General features: G+C 71.1%; 20 protein-coding genes. 8 read left to right on the top strand and 12 right to left on the bottom strand.

Translation table 11 applies throughout. The annotated features are described in order from the left end of the window. Window positions 1-5: 5 nt before the first annotated feature. Window positions 6-1,271 (bottom strand): ATP-binding protein, encoded by a 1,266-nt coding sequence (locus E4F25_RS07265; RefSeq protein ID WP_140909502.1) that lies wholly within the window; start codon window positions 1,269-1,271, stop codon window positions 6-8. Window positions 1,272-1,415: 144 nt separating this feature from the next. On the opposite strand from E4F25_RS07265, the gene frmR reads away from it, so the two are divergent. Genes frmR through fghA form a run of 3 tightly spaced genes read left to right on the top strand, consistent with a single transcriptional unit; the run spans window position 1,416 to window position 3,668 of the window. Continuing rightward, window positions 1,416-1,691 carry a formaldehyde-responsive transcriptional repressor FrmR gene (gene frmR / locus E4F25_RS07260; RefSeq protein WP_140909501.1) on the top strand — a complete coding sequence of 92 codons (276 nt, stop codon included), beginning with the start codon at window positions 1,416-1,418 and terminating at the stop codon, window positions 1,689-1,691. A gap of 28 nt (window positions 1,692-1,719) precedes the next feature. Beyond that, the gene (locus E4F25_RS07255; RefSeq protein WP_140909500.1) at window positions 1,720-2,829 is read left to right on the top strand and encodes an S-(hydroxymethyl)glutathione dehydrogenase/class III alcohol dehydrogenase; all 1,110 of its coding nucleotides are present in this window, start codon (window positions 1,720-1,722) and stop codon (window positions 2,827-2,829) included. Window positions 2,830-2,840: 11 nt separating this feature from the next. Continuing rightward, window positions 2,841-3,668 (top strand): S-formylglutathione hydrolase, encoded by an 828-nt coding sequence (gene fghA, locus E4F25_RS07250; protein ID WP_140909499.1) that lies wholly within the window; start codon window positions 2,841-2,843, stop codon window positions 3,666-3,668. A gap of 76 nt (window positions 3,669-3,744) precedes the next feature. Here fghA and E4F25_RS07245 read toward each other — a convergent pair whose 3' ends face one another. Genes E4F25_RS07245 through E4F25_RS07230 form a run of 4 tightly spaced genes read right to left on the bottom strand, consistent with a single transcriptional unit; the run spans window position 3,745 to window position 6,160 of the window. Next, entirely contained in the window at window positions 3,745-4,416 is a 672-nt protein-coding gene (locus E4F25_RS07245) for an adenine nucleotide alpha hydrolase (RefSeq protein WP_140909498.1), read from the bottom strand. Window positions 4,417-4,454: 38 nt separating this feature from the next. Then, window positions 4,455-4,799, bottom strand: a complete 345-nt coding sequence (locus E4F25_RS07240; RefSeq protein ID WP_140909497.1) for a hypothetical protein — start codon at window positions 4,797-4,799, stop codon at window positions 4,455-4,457. Between the two features lie 13 nt (window positions 4,800-4,812). Then, window positions 4,813-5,202 (bottom strand): DUF1761 domain-containing protein, encoded by a 390-nt coding sequence (locus tag E4F25_RS07235; protein WP_220433195.1) that lies wholly within the window; start codon window positions 5,200-5,202, stop codon window positions 4,813-4,815. A 16-nt stretch (window positions 5,203-5,218) separates the two neighbouring features. Beyond that, the gene (locus E4F25_RS07230) at window positions 5,219-6,160 is read right to left on the bottom strand and encodes a DegV family protein (protein WP_140909495.1); all 942 of its coding nucleotides are present in this window, start codon (window positions 6,158-6,160) and stop codon (window positions 5,219-5,221) included. A 95-nt stretch (window positions 6,161-6,255) separates the two neighbouring features. Here E4F25_RS07230 and E4F25_RS07225 point away from each other — a divergent pair, with 95 nt between their 5' ends. After that, window positions 6,256-7,026, top strand: coding sequence for an AMP nucleosidase (locus tag E4F25_RS07225; RefSeq protein ID WP_140909494.1), 771 nt, complete (start codon window positions 6,256-6,258; stop codon window positions 7,024-7,026). Here E4F25_RS07225 and E4F25_RS07220 read toward each other — a convergent pair. The 3 genes from E4F25_RS07220 to E4F25_RS07210 form a co-directional block, all read right to left on the bottom strand. Further along, window positions 7,023-8,276: an amidohydrolase family protein gene (locus E4F25_RS07220; protein WP_140909493.1), complete on the bottom strand. Its 1,254-nt coding sequence runs from the start codon at window positions 8,274-8,276 to the stop codon at window positions 7,023-7,025. The two genes, E4F25_RS07225 and E4F25_RS07220, sit on opposite strands and share 4 nt — an antisense overlap. Next, on the bottom strand, window positions 8,273-9,697 hold the full coding sequence (locus tag E4F25_RS07215; protein ID WP_140909492.1) for an amidohydrolase: 1,425 nt from the start codon (window positions 9,695-9,697) through the stop codon (window positions 8,273-8,275). The genes E4F25_RS07220 and E4F25_RS07215 overlap by 4 nt, the downstream gene beginning before the upstream one ends. 86 nt (window positions 9,698-9,783) lie before the next feature. After that, window positions 9,784-10,629, bottom strand: coding sequence for a DUF817 domain-containing protein (locus E4F25_RS07210; protein WP_140909491.1), 846 nt, complete (start codon window positions 10,627-10,629; stop codon window positions 9,784-9,786). Between the two features lie 23 nt (window positions 10,630-10,652). Here E4F25_RS07210 and E4F25_RS07205 point away from each other — a divergent pair, with 23 nt between their 5' ends. Beyond that, entirely contained in the window at window positions 10,653-11,189 is a 537-nt protein-coding gene (locus E4F25_RS07205; protein WP_181168235.1) for a DUF924 family protein, read from the top strand. 1 nt (window position 11,190) lies between these two features. Here E4F25_RS07205 and grxD read toward each other — a convergent pair whose 3' ends face one another. Beyond that, window positions 11,191-12,126, bottom strand: a complete 936-nt coding sequence (gene grxD / locus E4F25_RS07200) for a Grx4 family monothiol glutaredoxin (RefSeq protein WP_140909490.1) — start codon at window positions 12,124-12,126, stop codon at window positions 11,191-11,193. A gap of 44 nt (window positions 12,127-12,170) precedes the next feature. After that, window positions 12,171-12,923, bottom strand: a complete 753-nt coding sequence (locus E4F25_RS07195; protein ID WP_140909489.1) for an MBL fold metallo-hydrolase — start codon at window positions 12,921-12,923, stop codon at window positions 12,171-12,173. Here E4F25_RS07195 and E4F25_RS07190 point away from each other — a divergent pair. Then, window positions 12,922-13,725: a polysaccharide deacetylase family protein gene (locus tag E4F25_RS07190; RefSeq protein ID WP_140909488.1), complete on the top strand. Its 804-nt coding sequence runs from the start codon at window positions 12,922-12,924 to the stop codon at window positions 13,723-13,725. The genes E4F25_RS07195 and E4F25_RS07190 overlap by 2 nt on opposite strands. A 136-nt stretch (window positions 13,726-13,861) precedes the next feature. Here E4F25_RS07190 and E4F25_RS07185 read toward each other — a convergent pair whose 3' ends face one another. Both E4F25_RS07185 and E4F25_RS07180 read right to left on the bottom strand, forming a co-directional pair. Further along, the gene (locus tag E4F25_RS07185) at window positions 13,862-14,557 is read right to left on the bottom strand and encodes a class I SAM-dependent methyltransferase (RefSeq protein ID WP_140909487.1); all 696 of its coding nucleotides are present in this window, start codon (window positions 14,555-14,557) and stop codon (window positions 13,862-13,864) included. Next, window positions 14,554-15,168, bottom strand: a complete 615-nt coding sequence (locus E4F25_RS07180) for an SGNH/GDSL hydrolase family protein (RefSeq protein ID WP_140909486.1) — start codon at window positions 15,166-15,168, stop codon at window positions 14,554-14,556. The genes E4F25_RS07185 and E4F25_RS07180 overlap by 4 nt, the downstream gene beginning before the upstream one ends. A gap of 102 nt (window positions 15,169-15,270) precedes the next feature. Between E4F25_RS07180 and rsgA the strand changes: the two genes are divergently transcribed. After that, on the top strand, window positions 15,271-16,311 hold the full coding sequence (gene rsgA / locus E4F25_RS07175; RefSeq protein ID WP_246069806.1) for a ribosome small subunit-dependent GTPase A: 1,041 nt from the start codon (window positions 15,271-15,273) through the stop codon (window positions 16,309-16,311). 62 nt (window positions 16,312-16,373) lie between these two features. Continuing rightward, on the top strand, window positions 16,374-18,761 hold the full coding sequence (locus E4F25_RS07170; RefSeq protein ID WP_140909485.1) for an NADP-dependent malic enzyme: 2,388 nt from the start codon (window positions 16,374-16,376) through the stop codon (window positions 18,759-18,761). The last annotated feature ends 14 nt before the right edge of the window (window positions 18,762-18,775 follow it).

Here is an 18,775-nt window from a genome sequence, read left to right as displayed (position 1 = left end):
GTACGTCACATGTCCCATAGCCGCGCCATCGGCACGGCCATGCAATTCCCGGTTTCCAGGGGCAGGGTGCTGCTTCCGGTGTACAGCAGCGCGCCTCCCTTGAAGTCGGCACCACATTGGTCGGCCAGCCGGCGCAGGCCGGTGCCGTCGCGCGAGGTGACGGTGGCGGCCGCCTTGACTTCCACACCCCACACCTCGCGGCCGCGAGTAATGACCAGGTCCACTTCCACCTGGTCCTTGTCGCGGTAATGCCACAGTTTCAGCTCCGGCGCGGTCCAGCCGGCCTGGGCAGCCAGCTGTTGGACCACGAAGGTTTCCAGCAAGTGGCCAAAACGCTGGCGTTGGCCGATGGCGTCGGCGGCCTCCAGATCGGCAAGGGTGGCGCACAGGCCGCTGTCGACCAGGTGGACCTTGGGCGTCTTGATCAGGCGCTTGGCGCGGTTGCTGTGCCAGGGCTGGAGCCGGCGCAGCAGGAACAGGCGCTCGCATACGGCGAGATAGTGGTCGACCGTCTCCCGGCGTACGCCCAACTCGTTCGCCAGGCTGGACACGTTGAGCAACTGGCCGGTGCGCAGGGCCATCAACTCCAGCAGGCGCATCAACTCCTGCGGGTCCCGGATGTTGGCCACGTCGCGGACGTCGCGTTCGATCAGGGTCCGAAGGTAGCTGCGGTGCCAGGCGCGCGCCCGCGGCCGGGTGCGGGCAACCGCTTCCGGAAAGCCACCTGCCAGCACGTGTCGGACCAGGGTGTCGCTGCCGGCTTTGGGTGGGGCGGTGTTGACCACGGCCGGCTTGAGGCCGCCGTCCAGCAACCGGGCCAGGAAGGCACCGGGCTGCCCGGCCTGCTCGGCGGCGGTGAGCGGGTGCAGGTCGATGATCTCCATGCGGCCCGCCAAGGAGTCGCCCAGTCGCGGCAGCAGCAGCAGGTTGGCCGAGCCGGTCAGCAGGAATCGGCCGGGGCGACGGTCGTTGTCGACGGATAGCTTGATTGCACGCAACAGCTCCGGCGCGCGCTGCACCTCGTCGAGGATCACCGGGTCGGGCAGGGCCGCGACGAAGCCGGCCGGATCGTCCGCGGCGAAGGCTGCCGTGGCCGCATCATCGAGACTGACGTAGCCCATGGCCGGTTCGAGCTGCCGCGCCAACGTGGTCTTGCCGACCTGTCGGGGGCCGAGCAGGCAGGCCACGGGGGTGTCGCCCAGGGCGGTGCGCAGCGCGCCGGCCAGGAGCCGCGGGTACAAGGGGGAATCTACGGGCGTGGTTTCGGCCATTTACCTGTCAGGTTTTCGTCCAATTGCCTATTACGCCAGCGTCCAGTTGCCTATTTCTACTCCGTCCATTTGCCGGATGCAAGAGCGTCTGCCTTCCGCCTGCCGGGTGCAGTATACTACCCCCCACTATCAGAGGATTGGTGTGTGCCGCATTCGCCCGAAGAGAAGAAAAAGGTCCTGGCCCGCGTGCGCCGCATCCGCGGCCAGTGCGACGCGCTCGACCGCGCACTCGAGGCCGGCGCCGACTGCGGCCCGGTGCTGCAGCAGATCGCGGCCATCCGCGGCGCGGTCAACGGACTGATGAGCGAGGTGCTGGAGTCGCACCTGCGCGAGCAGTTCGGCCAGCCCGCCGCCGACCCCGTCGACCGCAAGGAACGGGTAGACGAGATGACCGCCCTGATCCGTTCCTATCTCAAGTAGCCCGTTCCGCCCCCACAGGAGCCATGCCATGAAGTCCCGCGCCGCCGTCGCCTTCGCCCCCGGAAAGCCGCTCGAGATCGTCGAACTCGATGTCGCGCCGCCGAAGGCAGGCGAAGTCCTGGTCAGGATCACCCACACCGCGCTGTGCCACACCGATGCGTTCACGCTGTCCGGCGACGATCCGGAAGGCGTGTTCCCGGCCGTGCTGGGGCACGAGGGCGCCGGCGTCGTGGTCGAGGTCGGCGAGGGCGTCACCAGCGTCAAGCCCGGCGACCACGTGATCCCGCTGTACACCGCCGAGTGCGGCGAGTGCCTGTTCTGCAAGTCGGGCAAGACCAACCTGTGCGTCGCGGTGCGCGCCACCCAGGGCAAGGGCGTGATGCCCGACGGCACCACCCGCTTCAGCTACAACGGCGAGCCCGTCTACCACTACATGGGCTGCTCGACCTTCAGCGAGTACACCGTGGTCGCCGAAGTCTCGCTGGCCAAGGTCAACCCGGAGGCGAACCCGGAGCACGCCTGCCTGCTCGGCTGCGGCGTCACCACCGGCATCGGCGCGGTGCACAACACCGCGAAGGTGCAGGAGGGCGACAGCGTCGCGGTGTTCGGGCTGGGCGCGATCGGGCTGGCGGTGATCCAGGGCGCGCGCCAGGCGAAGGCCGGCCGCATCATCGCGATCGACACCAACCCGTCCAAGTTCGAACTCGCGAAGCAGATGGGCGCGACCGAGTGCGTCAACCCGAAGGACCACGACAAACCGATCCAGCAGGTGATCGTGGAGATGACCGGCTGGGGCGTGGACCATTCGTTCGAGTGCATCGGCAACGTCGAGGTCATGCGCGCGGCGCTGGAATGCGCGCACCGCGGCTGGGGCCAGAGCGTGATCATCGGCGTCGCCGGCGCCGGGCAGGAGATCAGCACCCGGCCGTTCCAGCTCGTCACCGGGCGCAAGTGGATGGGCACCGCGTTCGGCGGCGTGAAGGGCCGCTCGCAGCTCCCGGGCATGGTCGAGGACGCGATGCGCGGCGACATCGAGCTGGCGCCGTTCGTGACCCACACGCTGCCGCTGGAACGCATCAACGAGGCCTTCGACCTCATGCACGAGGGCAAGTCCATCCGCACCGTGATCCACTACTGAAGGAGGCCGGCATGACCGAGCGCATCGAACGCCACGCCTGCTTCGGCGGCTGGCAGGACGTCTACCGCCACCGCTCCGAGGTCCTCGGCTGCGACATGACCGTGGGCGTGTACTTCCCGCCGCAGGCGGAACAGGGCAAGTGCCCGGTGCTGTACTGGCTGAGCGGCCTGACCTGCACCGAGCAGAACTTCATCACCAAGGCCGGCGCGCAGCGCTATGCCGCCGAGCACGGGATCATCCTGGTGGCGCCCGACACCAGCCCGCGCGGCGACGACGTCCCCGACGCCGACGGCTACGACCTCGGCAAGGGCGCGGGCTTCTACGTCAACGCCACGCAGGCGCCGTGGAACCGGCACTACCGGATGCATGACTACATCGTCGAGGAGCTGCCGGCCTGGGTCGAATCCGACCCGGCGGCGAGCGACGTGCGCACCATCAGCGGCCACTCGATGGGCGGCCACGGCGCGCTCACCATCGCGCTCAGGAACCCGGGCCGCTACCGCAGCGTGTCGGCGTTCTCGCCGATCGTCGCGCCGAGCCGGGTGCCCTGGGGCGAGAAGGCCTTCGGCGCCTACCTGGGCGAGGACCGCGAGGCCTGGAAGCAGTGGGACGCGACCGAGCTCATCGCCGGCGCGCAAGAGCGCCTACCGCTGCTGGTGGACCAAGGCGCGGACGACGAGTTCCTCGAGCGCGAACTGCGGCCCGAGCTGCTGCGCGAGGCCTGCGAAGCCGCCGGCCATCCGCTGACCCTGCGCATGCAGCCCGGCTACGACCACAGCTACTACTTCATCTCGAGCTTCATCGGCGAGCACATCGCCTGGCACGCGAAGCACCTGTAGGAGCGGCGCTCGCGCCGCGACCGGGTAGAGGCTCGCCGCCATGGCGGCTCCCACTGTCGCGGCGCCAGCGCCGCTCCTACAGGAGGCAGTAGTCGGTATAGAGGAAGCGCTCGTCGCGGAGGACGTCCTCCCCGCGGCGCAGGGCGAGTGGTTCGGCGAACATCGGGCCGTCCCAGGCGCAGGTGTGGAACTCGCCGTTCTCGCCGCAGGGGTCGACGCCCGCGGGCAACTCCCGCAGCAGCGCTTCGTCGAAGTCGCGCCCGGCGAAGCGGGCGTCGAGCCGGGTGGTGTCCACGCAGCACAACGAGGCGCGCAGCCCCCCGGCGATCATTTCCCGTGCCACCGCCGCGGTGTCGTTGCCGAACAGCGGGAACATCGGGGTCCAGCCGAGGCGCGCGCACAACGCGGCGCGCCACAGGCGGATGTCCTCGAGCGCGAGGTCGCCGAAAGCGATGTGGCGGATCCCGGGCCAGCGCATCCGGGCCCGCGCCAGCGCGCCGGCGAAGGCGCTCGAGTAGGCGGTGTCGCTGGCCCGCAGCGGCATGCGCGCCTCGATCACCGGCAGCCCGGTCGCGCGCGACTGCGCCGCCAGCACGTCCAGGGCGATGCCCTGCATCGAGATGCGTTCGTGGCCCTCGGTGATGGTGGTCAGCAGGCCGACCACCTCGACCTCGCCCTGCTCGCGCAGCACGTGCAGGGTCCAGGCGGCGTCCTTGCCGCCGCTCCAGGAGAGGAGGATCGGGGTCATGGCTGGTCGCGGCGCCAGCGCCGCTCCTACAGGGTTGGTCAGGCGTTGGAAACGTCGCGCAGTTCCCAGCCGTTGCCGGCCAGCAGGCGCAGGCGGTGGCGGAGCACGCTGCCCGGGATCGAGGTCACCGCCACGAGGTCGATGTGCAGGTCGTGCTGCGCGCCCTCCACGGTGGCGCCGGGGTCGGTGGCGCCGAGCGCCGGATCGACCTCGTCCGGATCCTCCTGCGCGTCGCGCCAACGCTCGAACAGGCTGTCGCCGCGCAGCGCGTCCTGCAGTTCCTGTGCCAGTCCCTGCGCCCCGTGGCTGCGGAAGGCATAAGCAGGGTCGCTGCCGCGGGCCTTCTCCGGGTCGGGCAGCGCGATGTGGTAACGGATCGCCATGGGTCTCCTTCGATCAGTGCCAGAGACCCAGGATGATGCCGTAGAGCACGAACTGCAGCGTGTGATAACCGCCGTCGATCAGCCACAGCCTGAAGCTGCGGCCGGCGAAGCTGTAGTTGATCGCGAAGCTCATGGCGGCGATGCCGAGGCCCGCGGCCAGGCCCTTGCACGCGGCCGCCTGCAGTTCGGGCTCCGGCCCCAGCCACCAGGCGAACACCGCGGCCGAAACCAGCGCGGCGACGAAGGCGGTGCCGAACACCTGCGCCGGGTGCCGCTTGTTCGCGTCCACCGGGATCCCGGTCTCGCGCGACCAGGCCTTGAGGAACAGCGGCCCGTACCAGACGCCGCCGAGCACGAACGCCGACACCGCGGCCGCCACCACCGCCAACCAGTTCAGTTCCATTGCCATTTCCCCAAGTTCATGCGAATGCGTGCGCTTCGGCCGCGAAGCCCACGCACAGCGCGCCCTTGCCGACGTTGACCATGCCGGTCAGGCCCATCACCGTCTCGTGGAACTCGATGTTGTTGTCGCGGCAGGCGCCGCGCAAGTCCTCGTAGCCCGGCAGCAGCCGCATCTCGGTCAGGTCGCCGCCGTAGCTCAGGCACATCGTCGGCGTCATCAGCCCCTGGCGCACGCGCTCGGCGGCGAATGCGAACAGCCGCTGCGCCGCGGCCTCCAGTCCCTTGACCTTGGCCACCGGCCCGGTCTCGCCGCGGTTGCAGTGCAGGATCGGCTTGATGTCCAGCGCACTGCCCAGGGTCGCGCTGATCAGGCTGACGCTGCGGTCGCCGCGCTTGCGGGTGCGCGCGCGCAGGTAGTGCAGGTCCGGCGCCACCAGGTACGCGTGGGTGTGCAGCGCCAGGTGCTCGAGGCGCGCGCGGATCTTGGCCGCGCCTTCGCCGGCCTCGATCAGGCGCACCGCCTCGACCGCGGTCACGCCCTGGCCGGCGAACACGTTCTGGCTGTCCACCACGCGCAGCGCGAACGGCGTGTCGAAGCCGGCGCGGGCGCGGATCGGGCGGTACTCGTTGAGGATCGCGAAGCTCGCCTTGGTCGCGTTCTCGTGGATCGCGCTGCGGGTCCTGGCGGTGGTCAGGCAGAAGACGTGGTCGTAGTCCTTGACCAGCCGTCCGAGGAACAGTTCCTGGATCTGCTCGACGGTGAACGGCGCGGTCTCGGCGTCGGCGCCGCCCTCGGCGATGTGCGAATGCAGGAAGCGCAAGGTGTCCTGCTCGTCGCGCAGGTCGGTCATGGTGTCGCCGCCGATCTCGACGGTGACGGGCAACAGCGTCACATCGTGTTCGCGGAACCAGTCGGCCGGCAGGTCGCAGGCCGAATCCACCACCAGTCCGATACGCATGTTTTTCCCCTGGTTTTGCGGGTCCTACGCTACCCCAAAGCCGCCCAGGCTGCATCCGGCTTGCGGCCGGGCCGGCGCCGGCCGAAACTGGCGCGATGAAGGACAAGGAACAGATCGTCGACAACTGGCTCCCGCGCTACACCGGGGTGCCCCTGGACGGCTTCGGCGACTACATATTGCTGACGAATTTCGGCGGCTACCTCGGCCACTTCGCGCGCCTGACCGGGGCCCGGATCACGGGCGAGGACCGGCCGATGCCAAGCGCCACCGCCGACGGCATCACCATGATCAACTTCGGCATGGGCAGCCCCAACGCCGCGACCATGATGGACCTGCTGTCGGCCATCAAGCCGAAGGCGGTGCTGTTCCTGGGCAAGTGCGGCGGGCTGAAGAAGAAGAACCAGCTCGGCGACCTGATCCTTCCGATCGCGGCGATCCGCGGCGAGGGCACCAGCAACGACTACCTGCCGCCGCAGGTGCCGGCGCTACCGGCGTTCGCGCTGCAGCGCGCGGTCTCGACCATGGTCCGCGACCTCGGCCTCGACTACTGGACCGGCACCGTCTACACCACCAACCGCCGCGTCTGGGAACACGACGACGCGTTCAAGGAGCGGCTGCGGGTGATGCGCTGCATGGCGGTGGACATGGAGACGGCGACGATCTTCGCCGCCGGCTTCGCCAACCGCATCCCCTGCGGTGCGCTGCTGCTGGTCAGCGACCAGCCGATGGTGCCGGAGGGGGTGAAGACCGAGGCGTCCGACGCCAAGGTCAGCGCCTCGTTCGTGGAATCGCACATCCAGGTGGGGATCGAAGCGCTGCGGCTGATCCGCCGCAACGGCAAGTCCGTCAAGCACCTCAGGTTCTAGCGCCCCAGGTAGCGGTCGCGGAGTTCGGTCTGGCGCGAGCGCATGGGGATTGCGCGACCGTCGAACCAGACCTGGTCGGCGGTGGCGTTGACCTCCAGCGGGTCGCCGTTCCACAGCACCAGGTCGGCGCGCATGCCAGGGGCGATGCCGCCGAACTGCCCGGCCACGCCCAGCACCTGCGCCGGCACCGTGGTCAGCCCGGCCAGGCCCGCCTCCCACGGCAGCCCGTTGGCGACCGCGTTGCCGGCGAGCTGGCGCACCTTGCGCGCGTTGTGCGAGGCGTCGCCCGACTGGCTGAAGCCCACGCGCACGCCGGCGGCGTGCAGGCGCGCGGCGTTCTCCATGGTCGCGCCGAGGGTGTCGAAGTTGCCCGGCAGGTTGGCCAGCGGATCCACGAACACCGGCACCTTCGCCGCGGCGAGCTGCGGCGCCACCGCCCAGGCCTCGGCGCCGCCCGAGATCGCTACGCGCAGGCCGTGGCGCTTGCTCCAGCGCAGCAACTGCACGATGTCGGCGGCGCGCTGGACTTCCACCATCCACAGGCCGTCGCCGTCGAGGAAGCGCTTCAGGGTCGCGCGTCCCGCGGGGGTCAGCAGCGAGTGGTTCGAGTCGGGGGCGATGCGACCGCGGGCCTCGTCGATGAGCTGGTCGAGCAGCATCCACTGCGCCGCGCGCGAGTCGCCGGTGAGGCCGGCGTTGCCGGCGCCCAGGGCGAGGAACAGCACCTTCGGCCCGACCGGGTCGAGGCTGCCGTCCAGGCGCACGGTGCCGCCCTGGCCGGCGACGATCGAACCGCCGCGGGTGGCGCCGGCGTGCAGCAGCGTGTAGCCGATGCCCTCGACGCGGTTCACCGGCACCAGCGACGAGGCCGGGTTGTAGGCGAGGGTGACGTCGAACTCGGGGCGCACCGACATCGCCGGCGGCGCCGCCAGCGCCAGCGAGGCGTCCACGGTGCTGCCTTCGCCCGAGACTTCCTCGATGCCGATGCCGGTGATGCCGCCGAACAGCGCCGGCGTCAGCGCGCGGCCGTTGGCCTCGACCACGGTGGCGTTGCCCGCGGCCAGGCCCTTGCCGACCGCGGCGATGCGGCCGTCCCGCACCAGCACGTCGGCGCCCGCGAGGGTGCCCTGCGCGGTGGCGGTGTGCACGGTGGCGTTGCGGACCAGGAGATCCTGGGCGGCGGCGCTGCCGGCGACGGCGAGGAGTCCGGCAGCGAGGGTCGCAGCGAAGCGCGGAGCGAAGCGGTTCATCGGGCACCTCCGGCATTGCGGTGGCCAAGCACGCCTTGACCAAGCATGAAGTCGGACTCGTGCTGTCGCGACGGATCGTTGCGGTCGTACTGCAGCGCGCCGTCGATCCACACCTTCTGCGCCTGCGCGTACACGCTGAACGGGTTGCGGTCCCACAGCACCACGTCGGCCATCTTGCCGGCCTCCAGGGTGCCGGTCTGGTCGAGGATGCCCATGGACTTCGCCGGGTTCTGCGTGATCCACCGGATCGCGTGCTCGGGCGCGATGTCCATGCCGGCCTGGCGCGCGTGCGCCATCACCTTGGCCGCCTCCTGGTTGAGGCGCTGGATGCCTTCCTCCGAATCCGAGTGCACGATCGCGCAGCCGCCGGGTGCGGCATCGACGATCGCGATGTTCTCCTGGATGCCGTCGTAGGCCTCCATCTTGAAGCCCCACCAGTCGGCCCACAGCGCGCCGCAGGTGCCGGCCGCGGCCAGGCGGTCGGCGACCTTGTAGGCCTCGACGCCGTGGTGGAAGGCGGCGACGTGGAAGCCGAACTCCTCGGCCAGGTCGAGCATGGTCGCCATCTCGTCGGCGCGGTAGCAGTGGATATGCACGAGGATCTCGCCCTCGAGCGCCGCCGCCAGCGTCTCCAGCTTCAGGTCGCGCTTGCCGCCCTTGTCGTTGTCGGAATCGGCGCCGTCGACCTTGTTGCGCTTGTCGCGGTACTCGGCGGCGTCGATGAACGCGGCGCGGTAGCCGGCGACGTTGCCCATGCGGGTCGAGGGGCCGCCCTTGCCGCCGTAGACCCGCTTCGGGTTCTCGCCGCAGGCCATCTTCATGCCCCAGGGCGCGCCGGGAAACTTCATGCCCTGGTAGGTGGTCGCGGGCACGTTCTTGAGGGTGACGCCGCGGCCGCCGACCAGGTTGGCCGAGCCGGGCAGGATCTGCAGCGAGGTGACGCCGCCGGCGCGCGCGGCGTCGAAGCCGGGGTCCTGCGGCCACACCGAATGCTCGGCCCAGACGTTGGCGGTCACCGGCGCGGTGGCCTCGTTGCCGTCGGAGTGCGCGCGCATGCCCGGGCTCGGGTAGACGCCGAGGTGCGAGTGCACGTCGATGATGCCGGGCGTGACCCACTGGCCGGTGCCGTCCACGCGGGTGGCGCCCTCGGGCGCCTCGAGGCCGTGGCCGACCGCGACGATGCGGCCGTCGGCCATCAGCACGTCGGCGCCGTCGAGGCGGGCGCCGTCGCCGGTGAGCACGGTGGCGTTGGTGACCAGCACCGGCGGCGATGGCGCGCGCACGTAGGTGCTCGGATAGGCGTCGGTGGTGAACCGGGCCGACGACGCGGTGGCGTCGGCCGGCGCCGTGTCACGCGCGGCGGTGCTGGCGCAGCCGGCGAGTAGCAGCGCCGCGATCGCGGCGACGAGAGGCTTGTGCATTGGCGGTCTCCCCGTGGACCCCCGCACGCTAGCCCGGGCCGCGGGCGCTGCCAAGCCTGACGATGGTCATGCCCGGCGCTCGCGCGTCAGTCCGGGACGTGGATCCGTTCCTTGATGTGCTTGAGGTGGGCGACGATGGTGAAGGTCATCACCACCAGCAGCGACCACGAGCTCCACTTGCCCACGTGCACGGTGGACCAGGCGCCGAGCTGGTCCGGGTACTGCCAGACGCCGAAGAAGGTGCTGAAGTTCTCCGCCAGCCAGATGAAGAAGCCGATCAGTACGAAGGCCAGCAGCATCGGCATCCGCCGGTCGCGGTCCAGCGGCCGGAACACCACCGTGGTGCGCGCGTACACGCCCAGCGCGCAGGCGGCGATGTACCAGCGGTAGTCGCCGATGAAATGGTGGGTGAAGAAGTTGGCGTAGATCGCGAGCGCGATCAGCGTCGCCAGCCAGTACGGCGGGTGGTGGCGGATGCGCACGTCGAGCAGGCGCCAGGCCTGGATGATGTAGCTGCCGACCGCGGCGTACATGAAGCCCGAGAACAAGGGCACGCCAAGCACCTTGGTGTAGGCGAAGTCCGGGTACGACCACGAGCCGATCGCCGGCGAGGTCTTGAACACTTCGAGCGCGAAGCCGACCACGTGGAACAGACAGATCGCCTTGAGCTCGTCGAGCGTCTCCAGCTTCGCCAGCACCATCCACGCCTGGATCGCGATCGCGATGATGAGCAGCACGTCGTAGCGCGGCAGCCCGAGCACGCCGGTGCGCGGCACGAGGAAGATCGCGGCGAAGAACAGGCCCGCGAACAGGCAGGCACGCGCTTCCTTCACGGTGAAGTACGCGAGGTCCAGCAAGGGCCGCGGTAGCGCCGCCAGGAATGGCAGCGGCCGGGTGTCGAGGAGGGCGGCGTCCAGCGAGCTCAGGCGCATGGCCCATGCTACCCTCGAAAACGATGATCGAGGCACGCGAAGTCGTCGGGTTCTGGCGCGATGCCGGGCCCGCGAAATGGTTCCGCGGCGGCGCCGGGTTCGACGCCGCCTGCCGCGAGCGCCTGCTGGTCCCGCACATGGCCGCCTCGCGGCGCGAGCTGGACGCGTGGATGGACCACGCCGAGGGCGCGCTCGCGCTCCTGCTGCTGCTCGACCAGATCCCGCGCAACGTGTTCCGCGGCAGCGCGCACGCCTTCGCCACCGATCCGCTGGCGCTGCATTTCGCCACGCGCGCGGTGGACGCCGGCTTTGACCGCGAAACGCACGTGTCGCTGCGCCCGTTCTTCTACCTGCCGTTCGAGCATGCCGAGGACCTGGCCGCGCAGGACCGCTCGGTCGCGCTGTTCGAGGCGATGGGCTCGGACGAGCACCTGCGCTACGCCACCGACCACCGCGACGCGATCCGGCGGTTCGGCCGCTTCCCGCACCGCAACGCCGCGCTCGGCCGCGAGACCACGCCGGAGGAACAGGCGTGGCTCGACGCCGGCGGGGGCTGGTGAGTCAGTACTTCGGGACCGACGGGTCGGTGTCGGCCCAGGCGTCGATGCCGCCGGTGATGTTGTAGACCTCGGTGAAGCCGAGCTGGCGGAAGTGCTCGGCGGCGCTGGCGCTGCGGCCGCCGTGGTGGCACAGGAACGCCAGCGGGGTGTCCTTGGGCAGCGCCTCGAGCGCGCCCGGACCGTTGTCGAGGGTTTCGAACGCGCCCGGGATCGCGGCCTGCGCGCGCTCGTCCGGCGGGCGCACGTCGACGATGGTGACTTCGCCGACCCCGCGCTTCGCGGCGGCGTCGGCCGGCGCCAGCGGGCGCACCTTCGGCGGACCGTTCGGGTTGTCGATCACCAGGCCGCGGCCGCGCGCGTCGTCCACCCAGTCGATGGACATGCCCCTGGCGCGGCGCGCCGAGGCGAGGTCGAACTGCACGCGGATGCCGGCGGATTCGCTGGCGATGGCGCTCGGGTCGTGCGGCTCGGCCTGCAGCTGCGCGTTGAAGCGCGGGTCCACGCTGACCTTGAGCGCATAGCCCTCGCCGGCGTCGGCCAGGGCCTGCTTCAGCATCGCGGCGGCGCCCTCGGAGATGGTGATCTCCGGCGGGGTGCGGTCCGGCGGTGGCAGCCCGAGCGCGGTCTGCAGCTCGCCGCTGTTGGCCATCTGCTCGATGATGTCGCTTCCGCCGACCAGCTCGCCGTCGATGTAGAGCTGCGGGATCGTCGGCCAGTCGCCGTAGGCCTTGATGCCTTCGCGGATCTCGCCGTCGGCGAGCACGTTGACGTGCGCGTACTCGTCGAGGCCGATGCCCGACAGCGCCGACACCGCGCGCGCGGAGAAGCCGCACTGCGGCGCCGCCGGCTCGCCCTTCATGAACAGCACGACCCGGTTGGCGTCGAGCAGGGACTGGATGCGCCCGCGCAGGGCGGGATCGAGGGCTTCGGCAGGCATGGCGGTGTGTCCGGAACGCGGGGGGAGAACCGCCATTCTACGAGCTACGCGAAGTGCAGGGCCTCGCCGTCGGCGGGGATGCGCAGGCGCGGGGCGAAGCCCGGTTCCGCGTCCAGGAACGCGCGCAGCATGCGCCGGTCCACGGTGGCGTGGTCCACGGCGTCGAGGTGGGTGGCGACCACCGTGGCGTCGGGCGCGGCCTCCAGCACCTCGCGGACCATGGCCACGTCCATGACCAGCGGGCCCTTGCCGTTCCAGTCGGCGCCGCAGGCGTGGACCACGACCACGGCCGGGCGCTCGGCGGCGATGGTCGCGGCGACCTCGGGGCAGAAGATGGTGTCGCCGGCCCAATACAGGGTGGGCTCGCCGGGGTGGCTGAACACGAAGCCGGAGACGTCGCCCATGTCGCCCAGCACCTCGGGCGGGCCGTGGCGGCCGCCGACGCGGCGGACGCGCACGCCGTCCTCGGTGCGCGTGTCGGGAATGGGCGTGACCCGGGTGAACCCGTCGCCCGCGATCGCGTCCGCGTCCGCCGGCGCGCACAGGATCGGGATGTCGCGCGGCAGCAACTCGCGCGCGGCGTCGTCGAAGTGGTCGGAGTGCAGGTGCGAGACGATCACCGCGTCCACGCCCTCGAGCAGCTTGGGGACCGGCATCGGCAGGTCCACCAGCGGAGAGCGCTGTTCGCCGGCATAGCTCCTGCCCTCGCCCCTGGCCGCGAGCCAGGGATCGATCAGGTATGTGCGCCCGCCGTAGCCGAGGCGCAGGGTGGCACTGCGGATAAGCTGTAGCTCCATGGCCGCCAAACCTACTACAGCGCCGGGCCTGCCTGCGCTGCACGCGCCACCGCGGCGCCCGCACGCGTGGGCGTGGGCGGCGGTGCTGCTGCACGTCGCGGTGGCCGGGTCGTGGTGGCGCTTCGGCTGGCCGGTCGGGCTGGCGTCGCTGGTGGCCGTGCACCTGCTGTTCGTGTGGGGCACGCTGCGGCCGCAGTCGCGGCTGTTCGGGCCGGTGCTGGTGCGGTTGCCGACGCGCGAGCCGGTCGTCTGGCTGACCGTGGACGACGGGCCGTCCGACGACACCATGGCGATGCTCGACCTGCTCGATGAGCACGGCGCCAGGGCGACGTTCTTCGTGGTCGCCGAACGCGCCGCCGCGCGACCGGAGCTGGTGCGCGAGATCGTGCGTCGCGGCCACGGGCTGGGCAACCACAGCACCAGCCATCCGTCGGCGTGGTTCTGGGCGCTGGGGCCGCGGCGGATGGCGGCCGAGATCGCCAATGCGCAGCGCTTGCTGCAGGCCGCCAGCGGGGTGTCGCCGCACTGGTTCCGGGCGGTGGTCGGCATGGCCAATCCGTTCGTGGCGGCCTCGCTGAAGCGGCTCGGGCTGGCGCGGGTGGCGTGGAGCGCGCGCGGCTTCGACGCGGTGGATGGCGACCCGGCGCGGGTGGTGGCGCGGATCGAGCGCGACCTGGCGCCCGGCGCGATCGTGTTGCTGCACGAGAGCGCGGGGCATGGGCGCAGCGTCGAGATCCTGCAGGCCCTGCTGGAGCGGATGGGGGCGCTCGGATACCGGAGCGTCCTGCCCGAAGATCTGTAGAAGAGCTGTAGAAGACTGTGAAGACTTGTTGTGGGAGCGGCGGAAGCCGCGATCATCTGTTCGCGGCTTCCGCCGCTCCCACAATCTGGCTTCGCTGGTCGCGGCTCCCGCCGCTCCCACAGGACAGCCTCCGGAATCAGAGCCTGGTGGCGACGACGCGCCAGTTGTTGAAGGGGGTGTTGCCGTGGAGGGGGGTGAACTCGGCGGCGAGACCGGCGGCGGCGAAGCGGGCGCGGAGGGCGTCGGGGTCGGGGTAGCGCTTGGGGCCGGTGTTCATCCAGCCGAGCAGGCGCGAGAGGGCGTCGATGCGGCGGGTGGTGCGCGCACGCGCGCTGCCGTCGTCGAGGCCGGTGCGGATGACCAGCTTTGCGCCGGGGACGAGCATCGCGACCGCGGCGTCGAGGATCGCGTCCTGCGCCTCGGGCGGGACGAACTGCAGCACGTCGAGGATCGCGACGCTGCCCCGGTGCGCGGGCACGCCGGCGGCCAAGTCCACGCACTCGAACGCCGCGTCGGCCAGGCCCGCGTTCGTGCCCGCGCGCTGGGCCGCGGCGATCTTGCGCGCGTCGTTGTCCACGCCGCGGTAGGGCATCGCGAGCCCGGCCGCCCGCAGCGCGTGTGCGAGCAGGCCGATGCCGCAGCCGAGGTCGAGCAGCGGCGCGGTGGTGCCTCGCAGCGCCTCGACCACCCCCGGGTACAGCGGATCGCTGCGCAGCTTGGCGCGGGCGTAGAAGTAGTGCGCGCGGCTGCCGTGCCAGCGCGGCGGCGCGAACGCGGCGGCGATGCGCGCGGCGGTGGCGGCGTCGACGGTCGGCGCGTCGACGCCGCTCACGTGGCGACGTCGGCCAGCAGGCGCCGCGCGTACGGCAGCGCGCGTTCGGTCCACAGCGCGTACATCGCCGCCGACGGGTGCAGCCCGTCCTCCACCAGCATGCCCGGCTCCGCGCCGCGTTCGCGGGAGATCCCGGTGACGTCCACGAAGCACACGCCGTGCTGTGCGCACAGGCGCTCGGCGCAGGCGTTGTAGGCGTCCAGCTCGCGCGCCACCTGCGCGAGGTCGCGCCCGGAGGCGGCGCCGAACGGGGTCGCGCCCCAGTCGGGGATCGACAGCACCAGAACCCGCCGGGTGCCGCCGCTCGCCAGCCCGATCGCGCGTTCGAGCAGGCGGTGGAAGCCATTGCGGTACTCGTCCACGCTGCGCCCGCGATACTGGTCGTTGACGCCGATCAGCAGCGAGACGCAGCCCCAGATGCCGAGCGGCTCGGCCGTGTCCATCGCCGCCGAGAGCTCGTCGGTGGTCCAGCCGGTGGCGGCGATGATGCGCGGGTCGGCGACCGGCAGCCCCTCGGCGCGCAGCGCCCGCGCCAGTTGCACCGGCCAGCGGCCGTCCTCGGGGACGCCCTCGCCGATGGTGTAGCTGTCGCCCAATGCCAGGTACTTCATCGACGGCTCCCAAGAGCAGTTTTGGCCACAGATTACACAGATGGCACGGATTGGATTCGCGGTGGGCCGCAGTTCGGGCCGAAATCGGGGCAGAATCCGCGGGTGGAGAATCTGCGTGCAATCGGATGGCCTTACGCCGGGGAAATCGACGACCCGGCGTGGGCGGCGTTGTGCGCGGCGCATCCGGGGGCGCGGCCGATGCGGGTGGTGGCGCAGCACCGCACCGGCTACGAGGTCGCGGCGGCGCCGGGCGAGGGGGTGGCGGTGGAATCGCCGCCCGAGTGGCAGCGTGCCACCGGCTACCGCAAGGGGCTGGTCGCGCCCGAGGAGCGCGCCGCGGTCGGCGACTGGGTGCTGGTCGAAAGCGGAAAAATCGTCGCCCTGCTGCCCCGGCACTCCGCGATCAAGCGCGCCGCCGCCGGCGAGCACTACAAGCAGCAGCTCATCGCCGCCAACGTGGACACCGTGTTCGTGGTCTGCGGCCTCGACGCCGACTTCAACCCGCGCCGGATCGAGCGCTACCTGCTGCTGGTGCAGGGCAGCGGCGCGCAGGCGGTGGTGGTGCTGACCAAGGCCGACAAGGCCCAGGATGCGGCGCCGGGCGCGGTGGCCGCGGCGCTGGCCGAGGTCCGCGCGATCGCCGGCGAGGCCCCGGTGCTCGCGCTCAACGCCAAGGACCGCGACAGCGTCGCCGCGCTGGCGCAGTGGCTCCGGCCGGGGCGGACGGCGGTGCTGGTCGGCTCCTCCGGCGCCGGCAAGTCCACGCTCACCAACACCCTGCTCGGCGTCGAGAAGATGAAAACCGGCGAGGTACGCGAGTCCGACGACCGCGGCCGCCACACCACCACCCACCGCGCGCTGATCGCGCTGCCCTCCGGCGCCTGCCTGATCGACACCCCCGGCATGCGCGAGCTCAAGCCCACCGGCGAGGAGGACGTCGCCGACAGCTTCGCCGACATCGAGGCGCTGGCCGCCGAGTGCCGCTTCCGCGACTGCCGCCACGACAAGGAGCCCGGCTGCGCCGTGCGCGCCGCGATCGAGGCCGGCACCCTGGATCCGGGGCGCCTGGCCAACTACCGCAAGCTCGGCGGCGAAGTCGCCGGCGCCGCCGGCCAGCTCGCGAGCCGCAGGACACGGAAGTAGCCGGGGCGAAGGGCTAGAATCGAAGGTCCTTTCGCGCTTCGCCTCCGGATTCCACCAAGAGCATGGCCCAAGACCCGTCCCCCACAGTTCCCGGCCCCGGCCACGACACCAGCGAGTCGCGCGAATCCACCGCCCGGGTGAGCGAGGACTTCCCGCAGGCGGCGCTGGACTACCACCGCTTCGCCCCGGCCGGGAAGATCAAGGTGGTCGCGACCAAGCCGATGGTGACCCAGCGCGACCTGGCGCTGGCCTACTCGCCGGGCGTGGCCTATGCCTGCGAGGCGATCGTCGAGGACCCGAAGGCCGCCAGCCAGCTCACCGCGCGCGGCAACCTCGTCGCGGTGATCACCAACGGCACCGCCGTGCTCGGCCTGGGCGACATCGGCCCGCTCGCCGGCAAGCCGGTGATGGAAGGCAAGGGCGTGCTGTTCCAGAAGTTCGCCGGCGTGGACGTGTTCGACATCGAGTTGAACGAGCGCGACCCGGAGAAGCTGGTCGAGATCATCGCCGCGATGGAGCCGACCTTCGGCGGCATCAACCTCGAGGACATCAAGGCGCCGGAGTGCTTCATCGTCGAGCGCAAGCTGCGCGAGCGCATGAACATCCCGGTGTTCCACGACGACCAGCACGGCACCGCGATCATCGTCGGTGCCGCCGTGGTCAATGCGCTGGAAGTGGTCGGCAAGAAGATCGAGGACGTGAAGCTGGCCACCGCCGGCGCCGGCGCCGCCGGCATCGCCTGCCTGGACATGCTGGTCGCGCTCGGCCTCAAGCCCGAGAACATCCTGGCGGTGGACCGCGACGGCGTGCTGCACACCGGCCGCGACAACCTCGACCCGGACAAGCAGCGCTACGCCCGCGACACCGACAAGCGCACCTTGGCGGAGATCGTGGAAGGCGCCGACGTGTTCCTCGGCCTCTCCGCCGGCGGCGTGCTGAAGCCGGAAATGGTCGCGAGCATGGCCGACAAGCCGGTGATCCTGGCGCTGGCCAACCCGAACCCGGAGATCCTGCCCGAGGAGGCCAAGCGCGTCCGCCCGGACTGCATCATCGCCACCGGCCGCAGCGACTACCCGAACCAGGTCAACAACGCGCTCTGCTTCCCGTACATCTTCCGCGGCGCGCTCGACGTCGGTGCCACCCAGATCAACGAGGCGATGAAGCTGGCCTGCGTCAACGCCATCGCCCAACTCGCGCGGATGGAGGCCGGCGACCTTGCCGCCGCCTACGGCGACGACATCCCCTGCTTCGGCCCGGACTACCTGATCCCGCGCCCGTTCGACCCGCGCCTGCTGGTGATGCTGGCACCGGCGGTCGCGCGCGCGGCGATGGAGTCGGGCGTGGCCACGCGCCCGATCGAGGACTTCGCCGCCTACGAGGAGAAGCTCGGCCAGTTCATCCACCGCACCGGCCTGGTGATGAAGCCGGTGTACGACCGCGCCCGCGGCGACCGCCAGCGCGTGGTCTACGCCGAGGGCGAGGAAGAGGTGGTGCTGCGCGCGGTGCAGACCGTGGTCGACGAGGGCCTGGCCACGCCGATCCTGATCGGCCGCCCGGACGTGATCGACGCCCGCATCCAGCGCCTGGGCCTGCGGATGAAGGCCGGCGTGGACTTCGAGCTCACCAACATCCTCGACGACCCGCGCTTCAACGACTACTGGCAGCAGTACCACGCGCTGACCGAGCGCCGCGGCGTCACCCAGGCCGCGGCCAAGAGCCTGATCCGCTCGCGCCCGACCCTGATCGCCGCGCTGATGCTCGAGCGCGGCGAGGCCGACGCCATGATCTGCGGCCTGGTCGGCCGCTACCACAAGAAGCTCGGCTACCTGCGCAGCGTGATCGACTTCGACAAGGGCGTGCAGGGCACCGCCGCCATGACCGGGGTGATCAACGAGCAGGGCGTGTGGTTCTTCGTGGACACCCACGTGCAGGTGGACCCGAGCGCCGAGCAGATCGCCGAGGCCACGCTGCAGGCCAGCTACCGGCTGAAGCTGTTCGGCATCGAACCAAAGGTGGCGTTGCTCTCGCACTCCAACTTCGGCAGCCACGACGACGCCAGCGCGCAGAAGATGCGCAAGGTGCGCGAACTGGTGCTGGCGCGCGCGCCCAGGCTCGACCTCGACGGCGAGATGATGGCCGACACCGCCTGGCACGCCGACCTGCGCCGCCAGATCATGCCCAACACCACGCTCCACGGCCGCGCCAACCTGTTCGTGATGCCGAACCTGGACGCGGCCAACATCGTCTACAACATGGTGCGGGTGATGACCGACGGCGTCGCCATCGGCCCGATCCTGATGGGCCTGGACCAGCCGGCCCACATCCTGACCCCGGCCAGCACCCCGCGGCGGGTGATCAACATGACCGCGATCGCCGCCGTCGAGGCCCAGCTCCGCAAGCAGCAGCGCGCCACCGGCATGTCCTTCGGCCGCCTCATGCGATCCCTGTAGGAGCGGCGCTAGCG

The sequence above is a fragment of the Cognatiluteimonas lumbrici genome (assembly GCF_006476065.1).
GTDB lineage: Bacteria > Pseudomonadota > Gammaproteobacteria > Xanthomonadales > Xanthomonadaceae > Cognatiluteimonas > Cognatiluteimonas lumbrici.
Note: the sequence above shows the minus strand (reverse complement) of the source record. Positions and strands in the feature narration are given on the sequence as shown.